The 11,844-nt window shown below is 70.2% G+C and carries 10 protein-coding genes and 1 pseudogene; 8 read left to right on the forward strand and 3 right to left on the reverse strand.

Annotated elements, in window-relative coordinates:
* The first annotated feature begins 42 nt into the window (after positions 1-42).
* Together AMA02S_RS13790 and AMA02S_RS13795 are read left to right on the forward strand one after the other, a co-directional pair.
* Positions 43-786 (forward strand): SDR family NAD(P)-dependent oxidoreductase, encoded by a 744-nt coding sequence (locus AMA02S_RS13790; RefSeq protein WP_067457459.1) that lies wholly within the window; start codon positions 43-45, stop codon positions 784-786.
* Positions 773-1,831, forward strand: coding sequence for a threonine aldolase family protein (locus AMA02S_RS13795; RefSeq protein WP_067457462.1), 1,059 nt, complete (start codon positions 773-775; stop codon positions 1,829-1,831). Before AMA02S_RS13790 ends, AMA02S_RS13795 begins: the two co-directional genes overlap by 14 nt.
* A 30-nt stretch (positions 1,832-1,861) precedes the next feature.
* Here AMA02S_RS13795 and cqsA read toward each other — a convergent pair whose 3' ends face one another.
* Positions 1,862-3,028, reverse strand: coding sequence for an alpha-hydroxyketone-type quorum-sensing autoinducer synthase (cqsA, locus tag AMA02S_RS13800; RefSeq protein ID WP_067457465.1), 1,167 nt, complete (start codon positions 3,026-3,028; stop codon positions 1,862-1,864).
* Positions 3,029-3,208: 180 nt separating this feature from the next.
* On the opposite strand from cqsA, the gene AMA02S_RS13805 reads away from it, so the two are divergent.
* The 3 genes from AMA02S_RS13805 (at position 3,209) to AMA02S_RS13815 (ending at position 5,641) form a co-directional block, all read left to right on the forward strand.
* Positions 3,209-3,796 (forward strand): TIGR03086 family metal-binding protein, encoded by a 588-nt coding sequence (locus AMA02S_RS13805; RefSeq protein WP_067457468.1) that lies wholly within the window; start codon positions 3,209-3,211, stop codon positions 3,794-3,796.
* A gap of 123 nt (positions 3,797-3,919) precedes the next feature.
* Positions 3,920-4,957 carry a lysylphosphatidylglycerol synthase transmembrane domain-containing protein gene (locus AMA02S_RS13810; RefSeq protein ID WP_067457471.1) on the forward strand — a complete coding sequence of 346 codons (1,038 nt, stop codon included), beginning with the start codon at positions 3,920-3,922 and terminating at the stop codon, positions 4,955-4,957.
* Between the two features lie 93 nt (positions 4,958-5,050).
* The gene (locus AMA02S_RS13815; RefSeq protein ID WP_067457474.1) at positions 5,051-5,641 is read left to right on the forward strand and encodes a hypothetical protein; all 591 of its coding nucleotides are present in this window, start codon (positions 5,051-5,053) and stop codon (positions 5,639-5,641) included.
* A 94-nt stretch (positions 5,642-5,735) separates the two neighbouring features.
* Here AMA02S_RS13815 and AMA02S_RS13820 read toward each other — a convergent pair whose 3' ends face one another.
* Positions 5,736-6,551 carry an SGNH/GDSL hydrolase family protein gene (locus tag AMA02S_RS13820; protein ID WP_067457476.1) on the reverse strand — a complete coding sequence of 272 codons (816 nt, stop codon included), beginning with the start codon at positions 6,549-6,551 and terminating at the stop codon, positions 5,736-5,738.
* A 384-nt stretch (positions 6,552-6,935) separates the two neighbouring features.
* Between AMA02S_RS13820 and AMA02S_RS43470 the strand changes: the two genes are divergently transcribed.
* The 3 genes and pseudogenes from AMA02S_RS43470 to AMA02S_RS13835 all read left to right on the forward strand — a co-directional run bounded on the left by AMA02S_RS43470 (position 6,936) and on the right by AMA02S_RS13835 (position 9,986).
* The gene (locus tag AMA02S_RS43470) at positions 6,936-7,472 is read left to right on the forward strand and encodes an NUDIX domain-containing protein (protein ID WP_218004954.1); all 537 of its coding nucleotides are present in this window, start codon (positions 6,936-6,938) and stop codon (positions 7,470-7,472) included.
* Between the two features lie 141 nt (positions 7,473-7,613).
* Entirely contained in the window at positions 7,614-7,973 is a 360-nt protein-coding gene (locus tag AMA02S_RS13830) for a nucleotide pyrophosphohydrolase (RefSeq protein ID WP_067457479.1), read from the forward strand.
* Positions 7,974-8,464: 491 nt separating this feature from the next.
* Positions 8,465-9,986, forward strand: a pseudogene (locus AMA02S_RS13835) (DNA/RNA helicase domain-containing protein).
* A gap of 9 nt (positions 9,987-9,995) precedes the next feature.
* Here the strand turns inward: AMA02S_RS13835 and AMA02S_RS13840 are convergent.
* Entirely contained in the window at positions 9,996-11,708 is a 1,713-nt protein-coding gene (locus AMA02S_RS13840) for a phospholipase D family protein (RefSeq protein WP_067457482.1), read from the reverse strand.
* Positions 11,709-11,844 lie beyond the last annotated feature (136 nt).

Below are 11,844 nucleotides of genomic sequence, written 5' to 3' on the forward strand. Positions count from 1 at the left end.
CCGCGGGTCCCGGCCGGCGTGGTGATCCGGAAGAATGGGCGCATGACGGAGTCTGCGGGCAGCGAAGATGGGACCGGGCGGGTCGTCGTGGTGACCGGCGCGAACGGCGCCGCCGGGCAGGCGGTGGTACGGCGCCTCGCGGTGGACGGCGCGCACGTCGTCGCCGCGGGCCGCCGCCCCCTCGACTGGAACGACGACCGTGTCTCCCCCGCCGTGGTGGACCTGCTGGACGCCGCCGCCACCCGCGCGTGGGCCGCGGACGTCGCCGCCCGCCACGGGCGGGTCGACGGGCTCGTCCACCTGGTGGGCGGCTGGCGCGGCGGCACGCCCTTCGAGGACACCGACCTGGACGACTGGGCCTTCCTGCACGACCAGCTCGTCCGCACGGTGCAGCACACCACCCTCGCCTTCCACCCGCACCTGCGCGCCGCGCCACGCGGACGGTTCGCGATCGTGTCGCAGCACGCGGCACAGCACCCGAAGCAGAACGCCGCCGCGTACGCCACCGCGAAGGCGGCATCCGAGGCATGGACGCTCGCCATGGCCGACTCGTTCGCGGACGCCCTCTCCGCGAACGCCCCATCCGAGGGCGGCCCACCCGCGGACACCGGTCCGGCCGCCGTGATCCTGGTCGTGGAGGCCCTGCTGACCGACGAGATGCGCCGGCAGCGTCCCGGCGCCGACTTCAGCGCGTTCACCCACGTCGACGACCTGGCCGACGCCGTCGCGGAGCTGTGGGCCCAGCCCGCCGCCGAGGTGAACGGGACCCGGCGTGACCTCTCCTGACCGCACGGACGGACTCGCGGCACGCGGCTTCGCCAGCGACAACCAGGCGTCGGTCCACCCCGACGTTCTCGCGGCGCTGGCCGCGGTGAACGACGGCCACCAGCCCGCCTACGGCGCCGACACGGTCACCGCGCGGCTCCGCGACGTCATGCGACGGCACTTCGGCGAACACGCCGAAGTGTTCCCGGTGTTCAACGGGACGGGCGCGAACGTCGTCTCGCTCCAGGCGATGTCGGAGCGGTGGAGCGCGGTGGTCTGCCCCGAGTCCGCGCACATCAACACCGACGAGTGCGGCGCGGCGGAGAAGGTCGCCGGCCTGAAACTCATCCCCGTCCCGACACCGGACGGCAGGCTGACGCCCGAGCTCCTCGACCGGTACGCGACGGGTTTCGGCAACGTCCAGCGCGCGCAGCCGTCGGCGGTGTCGATCACCCAGAGCACCGAACTCGGCACCGTCTACACGCCGCAGGAGATCGCGGCCGTCGCGGCGGCGGCGCACGAGCGGGGCATGCTCGTCCATATGGACGGCGCCCGGATCGCCAACGCCGCCGCGGCCCTCGACCTGCCGATGCGCGCGTTCACCACCGACGCCGGCGTGGACGTGCTGTCGTTCGGCGGCACCAAGAACGGGCTGCTGCTGGGTGAGGCGATCGTCGTCCTGAACCCGGACGCGGTGCGGGGCATGGCGTTCCTGCGCAAGACCGGCATGCAGCTGGCGTCCAAGATGCGGTACCTGTCAGCGCAGCTCATCGCGCTGCTGGACGGTGACCTGTGGCTGCGCAACGCCCGGCACGCCAACGCGATGGCGCGGCGCCTCGCGGGCGCGGCGGGCGGGATGCCGGGGGTCGAGATCGTCCGTCCGGTCGAGGCGAACACGGTGTTCGCCGTCCTGCCGGCGGACGTGGCGGAGCGGCTCCGCAAGCGGTTCGCGTTCTACACCTGGGACGAGCGGACCGGCGAGGTCCGCTGGGTGTGCTCCTTCGACCTCACCGAAGACGACGTGGACGCCTTCGCCGCCGCTCTGGCCGAGGAGCTCTCCGGCTGAGGCCCACCTGGCCGGACCGCCTCGCGGCCGTCAGGCGCGGTGGGGAGATGCGGGCATCGCTACCTTGTCGCACAGTTCACGGCAGGCGACCAGGATGCGTTCCACGTCATCGTCGCTGAGGCCCGCGTGCGTTGACAGGCGGACCAGAGTGCGGCGCAGCGACGTGGCCGGCGGGAAGAGCGCGGCGCTGAAGATGTCGCGGCTCGCCAGCGCGTCGCGGAGCAGCATCGCGTCGGCCTCCGACCCGGCGTGCAGGGCGATGATCTGCGTGTCACCCGCACCGAGGTCATAGCCGAGCGCGGTCAGGCCGCGGCGCAGCCGCCCGGTGACCTTGTGCAGCCGCTCCCGCCGCCACCCCTCCTGCCGGACGACCTCCAGCGCCGCCGCGAGGCCCGCGATGTCGTGCGGCAGCAGCGTCGTGCTGAAGACCGACGGGAACGCCGTGTGCTTGAAGTACTCCACGAAGTCCGGACGGTTGCAGGCGATCAGCCCCGCCCGACCGGGCAGGGCCTTGGCCAGGCTCGCGGTACGAAAGTCGACACGGTGCGCGAGACCGAGCGCGGCGACCAGGCCCTCACCGTGCTCGCCGTGCGTGCCGAGCGAGTGCGACTCGTCCACCACGAGCAGGCAGCCGTGGTCGCGCGCCACGTCGACCAGGCCGCGCAGCGGGCATACCGAACCGTCGGTGCTGTAGACGGCATCGGCGACGATCACGCCGGAGCCGCCGACCTCGATCCGGCGCCGCAGGTGCTCCAGGTCGTTGTGACGGAAGTAGGCGATCTCGGCCCCCGCCGCCCGCGCGCCCTCCCACAGCGACATGTGCGCCAGGACGTCCAGGTAGACGGGGACGTCGGGGCCCGCGACGACCTGGAGCAGCCCGGTGTTGGCGGCCCACCCGGACGGGCACAGCACCCCGGCGCCGGCGTCCATGTGCCGCGCGAAGCCACTGCCCAGCTCGATCTGCGGGTGATCGTCGGGCAGGTAGGGGCCGGGCATCGGCGCCGCGCCCTCCGCCGCCCGCAGGCTGGCGATCATCGCACCGCTGATCTCCGGATGCTCGGCGATGGCCAGGTAGTCGCTGCAGGTCAGCACGATCGCTCGGGTCCCCGGCGCCTGGGCGGGACGCGCACGGCGCTTGCCCCTGGCGCCGCGGAAGTCCTGGATGCGCTCGCCCAGTCGCTGGTGGGCGCTGGTCATGGTCGTCACTCTCCCCCATCAGGCGACGGTCACCTAACGTAATTCTTCTTAATCATAGTGTGAAAAGAATCAATGACGGTGCCCAAAGCGGCGCGCCGATCCGGAAAACTTCCCCGAGTGGAACGAATCATTCCGTTCTGCTATACTGATCTCACACGCCACACCAAGGGAGAAGCGTCGATGGACATCACCACATCCGGCTGGAACGTGCTCGACACCGCACACGAGGCCCTGCGCACCACCGTCCGAGGCGTCCCCGCCGACGGATGGACGCGACCCACGCCCTGCTCGGAATGGAACGTCACCCAGGTCGTCCAGCACGCCGCCGGCGACCAGCTGGCCTTCGCCGCGGCCATCACCGGCGAACCTGGCCCCGACTTCAACCCGTTCGCACCGTCCGGGACGATCGCCGGGGAGCCGGGCGCCTTCCTGGAGCCGATGCTGTCCGCCTGCGCCGCCGCCTGGGCCACCATCGGCGAGGACGCCGAGACCGTGCCCGTGCCCGTCCCGCCGAACGCCCTCCCGCCGCGCATCGGCGCCGGCGCCGCCGCGCTCGACGCCGGCGTCCACGCCTGGGACATCGCCGTGGCCACCGGCCAACCGTCGCCGCTCACCCCGGACCTCGCCCGCGAGCTGCTCACCGTCGCCAAGGAGATCGTCGAGCCGCTGCGCCAGTACGGCGCCTACGCCGCCGCGATCGAAGGAGACGGCGACGACGTCACCGCACTCCTCCACTTTCTCGGACGCGACCCCCGCTGGACCGCCTGACGTCACCCGGTGGACCCGCTCCGGCGGGTCCACCGACATCCGCCACCAACCCCCCATGGCACGTTCCGCTCCAAGGCAGCCCGCGGTCGCATACCCTTCAGCCAAAAGGTCGACAAATAGGGTGTGGAGACGATCACCGCCGGCGCTGAACACGCGGCGCCCGCCAGGCTCCCCGACCTTGGCGGCGACGCCGCGGCAACCACCGACACCCCCTCGCCGACCCCCCGCATACGCTGGGCGGTCGCGAGCCTGCTCCTGACGGGACTCGCCGCCGTCGCGATCGTGGTCTTCGGCACCGGGCCGCTGCGCCCGGCCGCGGCGTCGATCCGGCACCTGCGGTGGGGCTTCCTGCCCGCCCTCGTGCTGCTGTCGCTGCTGCACTACGTCTTCGCCGCCGTCGCGCTGCGCGGCGCGACCGGCCGCCCGCTGCCGCTGTACGAGACGACGCTCACGCAGTTCACCGCCGCGGCCGCCAACCGGATCACCCCGGGCGGCCTCGGCGCCGTCGCCGTCAACACCCGCTACCTCGTCTGCCGCGGGCTGCCGCTCCCGCGCGCCGCGGTCGCCGTGACCGTGCTCCAGGTCGCCGGCCTGCCCGCCGACCTGCTGCTGATGGGCGCCGTCCTCGGCACCGGCGGCGGAAACGACCGCATGCTCGACGCCCTCGGCGACCACGCCGCGCGGGCGGCCGGTCTCGTCCAGCCCGTCCCGCTCCTCATCGTCGCCGGGGTACTGATCCCGGCGGCCGTGCTGACCGGCCGCCGCGCCGCCCGCTCCGCCGCGGTCGGACGCGCGGTCGACGGCCTCGCCGACCTGTGCCGCCGGCCCCGCGACCTCGCGGTCACCCTCGGCGCGTCCGCGACGACCACGCTCGTCCTCGGGCTGGCGTTCTCGCTCAGCGTGCTCGCCGTGCCCGGCACCACCACCGGCCCCGGGGACGTCCTCGCCCTGCTGGCCGCCTACCTGGTGGGAGCCGCGGCCGGTTCGGCGATCCCCTCCCCCGGCGGCGTCGGCTCCACCGAGACCGCCCTCGTCGCCGCGCTCGCCGCCCTGGGCATCGCCGCCGGTCCGGCCCTCCAGGCGGTCCTGCTGTTCCGTGCGATCACGTTCTGGGCGCCGGTCCCGGTGGGGGTGTTCGCCTGCCGGACGCTCCGCCGCTGACCTTTACATAGTAAGTTCGTTCCCCCTTCCGGGGGAGCGGGTTCCCTCCCTGGGGCGATCACCCGGCCCGCACGCCATGCGATCTTCGGATCCATGACCACCCTCGCCACCACGCGGACGGCCTGGAAGGCCGCCCACACCCCGGTCGCCGGCGTCCCCCGTTGGGCGCAGATCACCGCCTTCGCCATCCCCCTCCTCGTACTGCCGTCCAGTTTGTGGCGGATCGTCGGGATCACCTTCCACGTGCCGATCATCGCGGGGGCCGACGACCTCCAGGACGGCGGGAACCTTCCGTCCTGGCTGCCCATCGAGATGTACGTGGTGCTCCTGTCGGCCCTGTCCGAGACCCTCGCCTTCACCGCCGTCGGGCTGGTCTCCACCTGGGGCGAGGTGTTCCCCCGCTGGGTTCCCTTCCTGCGCGGACGTCCCGTGCCGCCGCTCGGCGCCGTCATCCCCGCCGCCCTGGGCGCCACGATCCTGACGCTGCTGTGGACGGTGGCCGCCATCACCATGCCCCTAGGACGGACCATGCAAGGGCGTCCCGTCCAAGGCGACAACCCGTTGAACTTCCACAGCTGGGAAGGTGTACTGGCCATCGCCGCCTACGCGCCGCTCGTGCTGTGGGGCCCACTCCTGGCCGCGGTGACCGTCGCCTACTGGCGTCGCCGGACCAACCGGGCTTGAGCGTCGCGCCGGCGACCCCTCGGTCTGAGCAGGACAGGGCCGGAGACGCCGAAAGGGGCGGACGCGATCGCGCCCGCCCCCTCGACCCGCTGGTCTAGGAATTCGCGTGCACCGGCGCCTTGACGGAGCCGCTGAACGCGGGCAGGTATCCACCCTGGTGCCCCTTCGCCGTGGGGTGGTAGGACGATTCGAACGGGACGGTCACCGAGTTGAGCCAGTCCTGGCCCGAGCACAGCTCGTGCCCGGCGAACTCGTCCCGCACGTCGGACCAGGTGAAGCCGGCGCGCCCCGCCGCCGACGCGATGGTCGAGTCCAGCGTGTCGGCCGCGCCGTTGAGCGCGGTGCGCTTGGTGTTGCTCAACCCGACGCACACGTCCACGATCTTGTACAACCGCGGGTACCCGAGCACCACGACCTGCGCGGACGGCGCCCTGGACTCGATCTTCGAGTACAACGAGTCCAGCCGTCCGGGCAATGTGTTCTTCGCGAAGGTCTTGGCGTTGTTCACCGCGTTCACGCACGCCGAGTCCGACTGCAGCACGCACGTCAGCATCACGTCCGAGAATCCCGCGTCGTTCCCGCCGACCGTGATGCTCACCAGTGTGGTGGACGAGCCGAGCGCGCTGAGCTGCCCGTCCGTGACCGAGGCCGTCGTCGCACCCGAGCAGGCGACGAACTTGAACGAGCCCGCCGCGTGCGTTGCGGCCCACAATTTCGGATAGGCGTTCGCGCTGCGATTGCATGACCCACTCGCGGGATCGTAAGCCCCCGCACCCGTACCGGAGGAGTAGGAATCACCGAGGGCGACGTAGTTCGTGGTGGCCGCCGAGGCGGACCCGGGCCAGGTGAACGAGCCGGCGGCGAATGTCGCCGCGCCGAACGCGATCAGACAGGGGCGGGAGAGGCGCATCTGAACTCCGGACGAGGAGGCGAAATGGGTCTCCCCTTTATACCCCTCCCGCCATTCCGCGGAGCTAACGTTCTGATCAACAATCTTTGTCAGATTTCGCCCTTGCCGCCTTCAATCCTCCGGAACCGTAACTTGCGCCCGTCCGGAATTAGCAGCGAGTTCGGCAAAGCACCCCGCACCCAACAAACGCCACATTTGCCTCCCGCGCTCGTCAGAGCACCCCTCCGACGGCCCTCCACGCTCCCCTGCCTCCCAGGCGGCCGGCCGCCCCAGGCGCCCCCGACCGGAGTCGACGGCCGGCGCGACGGCCGGGAACCAGCACAATGGAGATCGCCCAGCCCGTCCGCGGCGAAGATCGCATTACGGAAACAGGTGGCCGCCCACGTGAAAACGAATACACGCCCGCCGAAGGGACGGCCCACCGATCATCACGGCCCGCTGCTCCCCCGGCTGCTGGCACGCCTGTGGAAACAGTTGGGCGGCCGCGCACAATGGCGGCTCGCCCGCCTGAGGCACCACACGTTCCTGGTCTACGCCGCCGGAATCATCCACGATGACCAGGGACGAATCCTCCTGCTGCGACACCGGCTCTGGCCTGCCTACCGCGCATGGGGCCTACCCGGCGGCTATGTCAACGCCGGCGAACGCCTGGAGGACGCCGTAGCCCGCGAGATCCGCGAGGAGACGTCCCTGACGGTCGAAGTCGAGGGACCGCCCGTCCACCTCGCGAGCGGTCTCCGCTTCCGGGTGGAGGTCTACTACGAGGCCCGAGTGACCGGCGGCCGACTCCACCTCGACACATCAGAAATCCTGGAAGCCCGCTGGTTCCCCCTCGACGCCCTCCCCACCGAGATGTCCCCCCGCCTCCGAGAACTGATCGCCTCCTTCCCCCGCCGACGCGGCCGACCGCGTGACGAGTGACCTCAGCCCGTGCACCGCGGCTTCAACCCGGCAACGTCCTCTTCGGCCCGGGCGGCCCTCGCGTCATCAGCTTCGGCGTGGCCCGCTCAATGAAGGCCACCGTCACCGCCGGTCTCCGCGGCGGGCGTCTAGCCTTGCGGGATGCATGATGACGGCAGGCTCGCCGCTCGGCTGCGGGAGTTCGCGACGGCGCGCGACTGGGAGCAGTTCCACACGCCGAAGAACCTCGCGATGGCGCTGGCGGGTGAGGTCGGTGAGCTGCTCGCGGAGTTGCAGTGGCTCACGCCCGAGGAGTCGGCGTCGGTGATGGCGGACGCCGAGGCCGCCGGGCGGCTACGGGCGGAGCTGGGCGACGTCGCCATCTACCTCACCCGTCTCGCCGACGTCCTCGGGATCGATCTGGCGGAGGCGGCGCACGCCAAGCTCGATGAGAGCGAGCGCCGGTACGACGCCGCCACATACCGCGGGTCGGCGCGTAAGGCACCACCGATAAAGCCGTGAGAAATGTCAGGGATCGCGCATAGCCTCTCCCGGTAAGGAGTTGCGGCCCGACGGGCTTCCTTCGTCCCGCGTGAGCGCGGGCTCAGGACATGCCCCCATACCGCACGAAATTTTCGTGCTGCCTGGGGGAAGGTCCCTTGACGGTTTTCCGTCGTACCGCCGAGTCGTTGCTGTCACCCGCCGAGCAAAGGTTCACGCAGGTCCTCGCCGAGCAGTTGAAGATGAGGGACGGGATCTCGGTCTCCGCGTCCGAGGTGCGGTCCTGGGAACGCAGCCTCCCGATCCTCGCCCAGGACCTCACCGAGGCGGGGCTGGGCAAGGTCGAGATGCTCATCGAGTACAAGCTGCCGTTGACCAGTAAGCGCGCGGACGTGGTGCTCGCGGGGGTCGATCGGCGCACCGGCGGCGACGCGTACGTGGTGGTCGAACTGAAGCAGTGGAGCCACGCCGAGGTGTGGGACGAGGATCCGAGCCGCGTGCTGGTCCACAACATGACGGGGAAACCCAAGCTGCACCCGGCCCTGCAAGCCAAGGGCTACACCGACTACATCTATGGGTTCCTTGTGGAACTGGCCGAGAAGCCCGACGCCCTGCACGCCGTCGCGTACCTGCACAACGCCGCCCGGGGAGACGTCGCCGATCTCTACGACGCCGTCCAGGACGACCGGACGCGCCTGTTCACCCAGTCGACTCGCGGGGCGTTCGTTGACTATCTGCGGGACCGGTTCGCCCCCGCACCGGGGCGCACCGCAGCCGACCGCTTCCTGGGCAGCGAGGTGCGTCCCTCCAAGCAGCTTCTCAAGCACGCCGCGAAGGAGATCCGCGATCGCGACCAGTTCGTGCTGCTGGACGAACAGCGGCTGGCGTACGAGATCGTCCTGCACGCGGTCGACAAGGCGCGCAAGGAGGACCTGAAGACCGTCGTGGTGATCACCGGCGGGCCCGGCAGCGGGAAGAGCGTGATCGCGCTCTCCCTTCTCGGCACCTTGTCCGCGCGAGGGCTCTCCGTGCTGCACGCGACGGGTTCCAAATCCTTCACCCAGACGATGCGCAAGCATGTCGCCAAAGGGTCCCGGCAGACGAAGGAACTGTTCAAGTACTTCAACAACTTCATGGAGGCCGAACCGCAACGGCATCGACGTCCTCATCTGCGACGAGGCTCACCGCATCCGCAAGGAGTCGGCGAACCGGTTCACGGCCGCCCGTCTGCGCACCGGGCGCCCGCAGGTCGACGAGCTGATCGACGCGGCCCGGGTCCCTGTGTTCCTCCTCGACGGCCAGCAGAACGTCCGGCCCGGGGAAATGGGCACGCTGGAGGAAATCCGCGGGCACGCCGAGTCGAAGGGCCTGCACGTCCAGCACGTCTCCCTGGACGAGCAGTTCCGGTGCGGTGGGAGCCGCAAGTACGAGGAATGGGTGCTGACGCTGCTCGGGCTTCACAACGGGCCCGAGCAGGCGTGGACGGGCGACGATGACTTCGCCGTCTCCCTCGCGGAATCCGCGCAGGAGATGGAGGCGCTACTACGGTCTCAGCATGAGCAGGGGCGCAGCGCGCGGATGACCGCGGGCTTCTGCTGGCGCTGGAGCAGCCCGCGCCAGGACGCCGGGGGCAGGGAACAGTCGCTCGTCCCGGACGTGCGGATCGGCGACTGGGCCCGCCCCTGGAACGTCAAGGGCGAGAGGTCGGTCGGGGACGCTCCTCCGAGCGAACTGTGGGCCACCGCACCGGGCGGTTTCGGGCAGGTCGGATGCGTCTACACCGCGCAGGGCTTCGAGTACGACTGGAACGGGGTCATCCTCGGCCCCGACCTTGTCTACAGGGGCGGAAAGCTCGTCACGAGGCGGGAGGAGAGCCACGACCCTGCCCTCAAGCCGTCGACCGTGACGGACGAGGAGGCGGCGGGGCTGATCCGCAACACCTACAAGGTGCTCCTCACCCGCGGCATGGCCGGCACGCTGATCTACTCCGTCGACGCGGAGACGCAGGCCTTCCTGTCGCGGTTGCTTCGCTGAACGGCCGGGTCAGAGTCTTTCTCGGGAGTCGGGGTCGGCTAGGTCTCGGACCTCCTCGGTGTAGGGGATCGTCTCCGGGACGGGGAGTGGGAGGCGCTGCAAGGTTGGGCGCAAGCTGATGCCTTCGGGGGGTGTGCCCCAGTCGGGGTCCCAGACTCCTAGGGCCTTGTCCAGGTCTTGCAGGGCGTCGAGCTCTGCGCCGTGCGTTCGGGCGGGTTGTGTTTCCGCGTGCAGGGAGAGGCCGCAGTAGCGGGCCCACAGGTCGCGGCGCAGGGTTCGGACGAAGGACGCGTTCCCGGTGTCGAGGACGCCGATCGACAGTTCTATGTCGGTGTAGAGGCTGCGGCGCATGCAGTTCGCCGAGCCGATCGCGCACCAGCGGTCGTCGACGATCGTCACCTTGCAGTGCGCGGTGACCTCGGCCCACTGGTGGATCGCGATACCGGTCGGCTGGTCGGGGCCGCGCAGCAGGTGCTTGTTGATCGCCTGGTGGAAGAGGCCGGTCGGGGTGTCGGCCGGGTCAGGGCCGTACACGAGGATGATCTTCAGGTCGGGTCTCGCCGCCTTGCGGGTGTTGATCCAGTCCATGACCTCCTGGCTCTGGAATGCCTGGTCGGCGATGAAGATGTAGCGCTCGGCGGACGAGATGGCCTTCTCCAGGGCCGCCTTGAACTCGAAGACGCCGTCCGGGGCGAACGACAGGGCCGGTGTGCGGAAGCCTGAGAGGTTCGTCACCAGCCAGCGCTGTAATGCGCCGCCCGGGAAGTGTGTCGGGCCGGACGAGGAGAAGTTCATCCGCGGGACCGTCCGCAGGACCTGCACGAGGTGCTCCGCACCGGCGGGCGCGGGTGTCGGTTCACGGGCGGGGATCTCCTTGACGCCCTTGGTCTGCGAGGGGATCTCCTTCCCGGCCACCCGGAAGGTCTGCGTCGGCCGGCGGCGCTGCTCGTTCCAGAGCTGGCGGAAGAAGTCGTGAATCGCGGCGGCCGCGGGGCCCTGGACGCGGGCGGCCACGTCGTGCCAGCCGCCGGGTTCGTCGACGGACGCGAAACGGCTCATGTGGGGGTCGAGCCCGCCGGTGTAGGCGCGCATGGACGTCTGGTCGCCGCACACGACCGTCTTGAGGTGCGCCGCGCCCATCGGATGAGCGAGCATGTTGAGCATCACGGCGTCCCTCATGGCGGGCGCGGAGCGCAGCGCGTCGACGCTGAGAATCGTGTGCAGGTTCAATGCCGCGACGCCGGGGACTTTGTCCGCCACCGGTTTGTATTTCGGCAGAAAAGGTGAGGTCCAGGCGAGCACGCGCACATCCACGCCCTTCATGGCCAGCTCGCACAGTTCGTAGAGCAGTGCCCTCCCGCTCTTCGGCAGGACGAACTGCTCCGCCTCGACGGTCAGGGACCATCGCGGTTGGACGCCGAACCTTTTGGCGATTTCACCGGCCTTGGCGCCGAAGCTCTCGACCGCGACCGCACCGGTGTGGCCGACGAGGCCGAGCCACCAGGCCGACAAATAGAAGTACCGTCCAGGACCCCTTCCGGCCTTGAGGGCGGCGATCTCGTCATCGAGCGCGCCGAAGTAGGCGACCGCGTCGACCAGGGCTTCCACATGGTTGCCCTTGAAAGGTTCGGCCGGTGGCCGCTCACCCTTGGACGTCCCATCGAAATGATCGGTTCCCAGCGGGAGATATTTTCTGATCAGGGCGTCAGGCATCTCGCTCATGATCTGGAATGTACGCCATTCCCGAACCGTCACAACGGCCGCTAGCGGCCACTTGACTTCAGCCTCGGCCCATGCGATACAGCTACGCGTGTATAGCGTCTGAGAGGGCTTCGATTCCACTGTGAGAATGGAGCGT

The sequence above is a fragment of the Actinomadura macra NBRC 14102 genome, assembly GCF_001552215.1.
GTDB lineage: Bacteria > Actinomycetota > Actinomycetes > Streptosporangiales > Streptosporangiaceae > Spirillospora > Spirillospora macra.